The sequence below is a fragment of the Staphylococcus sp. HMSC34C02 genome (assembly GCF_001838705.1).
GTDB classification, from domain to species: Bacteria; Bacillota; Bacilli; order Staphylococcales; family Staphylococcaceae; genus Staphylococcus; species Staphylococcus borealis.
On record NZ_KV838558.1, the window covers coordinates 57,412 to 60,486 of the forward strand.

The following is a 3,075-nucleotide window of genomic DNA, read 5'->3' on the forward strand; positions in this document are numbered from 1 at the left end:
AATAGCTGCATTATATTATTTATGTCCCGGACTCGTCCTACTCCCACTGTTTTGGTTAGACATACCTTTTTATATAAACTATGCTCTAAACGCCTCAACACTATATAGTCATCATTGGACATTGGACATAAGCTATGATGTTATGCGTCACTCACACGCTTCCTCATTATCATGTAACTAATGCTAGCAGCACACCGCTTCTAATACGGAGATAAAGAAAAATGACTATCTGAACCTGTTGAACCATCAAATGGTGATTGGTAATTTTGTTCTACACCAGATGACGACGTATTTCTACTTAGGAAAGCAAGTACACGTTTCATATTCTCTTTAGATTCTGGTTTGTCTAGATGGAATTGATATTGATGATGTAAATGATGTGAACCATCATAAAACAATGTACTTACCGGTATATTCGCCTCTTTCAATTTGCGATAAAATTCAATGTTTTGACTATAGAAAGGATCCGCATCACCTACTGATAAATATGTTGAAGGATAATCCTTAGTCACTTGATTAATGGTTGACATTTGAGAAATATTTTTAAAATCAGTTTCCCAATGTGTTGCACCTGTATAACTATGCATAAACATTTGAATTCTTGGAAATTCAGTTTCTCTTACAGTCTTCATATCATAAAACCCACCGAAAAAGATAGCACCTTTAATTTGTGAGGGGGTAAAACGCTGTTCAAATCCCATTTCGTTTCGTAAAGTACTGTTTGTTTGCATCGCAACATATTGACTCGTTAGTTGTGCACCGGCAGAATCACCACCGATAATGACTTGGTTTAAATCGATTGGGAAACGGTCTTTATTATGCTTAATAAATTGAATGGCATCATCAAATTGAATAAGCGGTGTAGGATACTTATAGTTAGGCGCTAAAGCATAGTTAACGTTGACCACTACATATCCTTGCTCAACAATTTGAGATAGTAATGGATTTTTGTATTGTTTATCACCTGCAACATAGCCACCACCGTGCATCCAGAAGATAACCGGTAATTGAGTATCCTTATCTACATCATCAGGCATCATGATATCAAGTTGACTTTTAGGAAGATGATTATTGTATGTAATATTTTGAAATAGCTTGACGTTAGGGTTATTGATTTGAACTTTCTCACGCTGCTGTTTACGTTTCTCACTTTCTTGTTGGTGGTGATATAACCCTAAAGCAACTACGATACTGACGATCATAATTGTGACACCAGTAATCATCGCCCATTTTTTCTGAGTATTCATTCCTTATGATCCTTTCAATTGATTATAGACGGTTTGTCCGCTTTTTTAATAGAAAAAGGAGTGGGACAGAATTCTTTTTAAATTCGTTGTCCCACCCCCGCAAGGGTGACTAGAACTGATAAAAGCTTGAATTAAGCGCCTTCTCAGTTCAGTCAGCTACTGCGAATTTGCAAAAATAGCTTCATTATATTATTTATGTCCCAGCCTCTTTAACATTAAAACATTCAATTTAAATTGTAAAGTATAGCTGTTTTAAATCTAAGCGATATGGTCTTTATTATCACTCTTACGTAGATAATATTTAATTAATACTGCAACTACGATAAACAGACCGACAACACCCATGATGTTATAAAGGAAGTTAATTAAGTCTGCAAATCCTACAAAGCTTAGAATAAACGCTGCAACCATCATAACAGCAATGAAAATGTGATATTTTTTACTATATGGTTCTGTAAAACGTGCTGCAAATGAATAGCATAGTCCTAAAATTGTATTGTACATAACTGCTAACATAATGACAGTTAAAACAAGACCAATCCAAGGATGTATAGCATTAGCTAATGTTAATGTTGGAATTTCAACATTTTTAATTTTAGGATATTCAGATTGTAATGCAAAGTTGATTAAGGCTAATAAGATTGTGTAAATCACACCGCCAAACATTGCACCTCCACCTGAAATTTTACGTTTAGAAGCGTCGCCACCAATAGCAACAACCGTACTAAAGCCAACTGCAAAAGCTAGGCCTCCGTACATTAAGCCTCTAATTACACCCCAAAATGCACTTGTTTTATCAACTGTACTGTTAACTTCGTTTAATGGAACGCTACCTGCAAATAAGTAGTAAACGGCAATAAGGATTACCATAATAATTAAGAATGGTGTTACGATACCAAGCGCGCTCACAATTTTGTTGAAGTCTAATAATAATGTTAAATAAATGACAATCGTCATAATTAAGGCACCTAACCATGTAGGTATACCAAAACTCTCTTGGAATGTTGAACCAGAGCCTGCAATCATAGTAACTGCAATACCGAATAAAAAGAATACTAATATATAATCGAAGATTTTGCTAAACTTTTCTCCGAATAAATATTGTAATGTTGACTCATGGTTTGTAGCTTCAAACGCGGTACCTATTTTAGCTACTTGTCTACCAATGAAACCAAGAATTAAACCTGAAATAAGTACACCGATATATGACCATAAACCATATGGTGTAAAGAATTGCATAACTTCTTGTCCAGTTGAGAATCCGGCACCTACTACAATGCCGACATAGGCGAAACCAATTTTTACAGCTTCTTTATTTAATCCCATGCGAAAATATAACCTCCTTAAATTTGACACATTGTGCATTATAACGTACTACAAATAATATGCAACAGTGTATACTAGTTGCGACACGCCGTTTATCGGCTATAACCACTATGTTATATACGCTTATTAAAGATTTAAAATTTCTAAAAAAATTATTATTCTTACCTCATTTTCCATAAATAAGTAACTAAGCACATCGTAATTTATGTTACGTTTATGATAAATATCACATTAGAAAAAATGAATGAAGCATTATAATTGGGAATGTTTTAAAGCCCAAATTAATAGAATGCTTCCAAAATCAAAAATAAAAATCATCTACAACCAAAGGAAAGTTGATGTGGGGTCTGTTTTTGAATTTATGAAGGCTACCTTGGGTTTCACTTGAATGTCTGTACAATGGATATATAAAGTCAAAAGAGAACTAGGATTTGGGAGTGGGACAGAATTCTTTTAAATTCGTCGCACCCCCAACTTGCTTAGCTTGTAAAATCACTTTCGT

At 34.4% G+C, this 3,075-nt stretch carries 2 protein-coding genes; both read right to left on the reverse strand.

What is annotated here, in order from left to right; all coding sequences use genetic code 11:
* Window positions 1–200: 200 nt before the first annotated feature.
* Complete coding sequence (locus tag HMPREF3239_RS01430) at window positions 201–1,247, reverse strand: alpha/beta hydrolase (protein WP_070854502.1); 1,047 nt, start codon at window positions 1,245–1,247, stop codon at window positions 201–203.
* A gap of 258 nt (window positions 1,248–1,505) precedes the next feature.
* Window positions 1,506–2,573: a YkvI family membrane protein gene (locus HMPREF3239_RS01435; protein WP_053030662.1), complete on the reverse strand. Its 1,068-nt coding sequence runs from the start codon at window positions 2,571–2,573 to the stop codon at window positions 1,506–1,508.
* Between the last annotated feature and the right edge of the window lie 502 nt (window positions 2,574–3,075).

Coding starts and splice junctions, on each gene's coding strand:
- HMPREF3239_RS01430 (WP_070854502.1), bottom strand. CDS start 1,247: ATGAATACTCAGAAAAAATGGGCGATGATTACTGGTGTCACAATTATG.
- HMPREF3239_RS01435 (WP_053030662.1), bottom strand. CDS start 2,573: ATGGGATTAAATAAAGAAGCTGTAAAAATTGGTTTCGCCTATGTCGGC.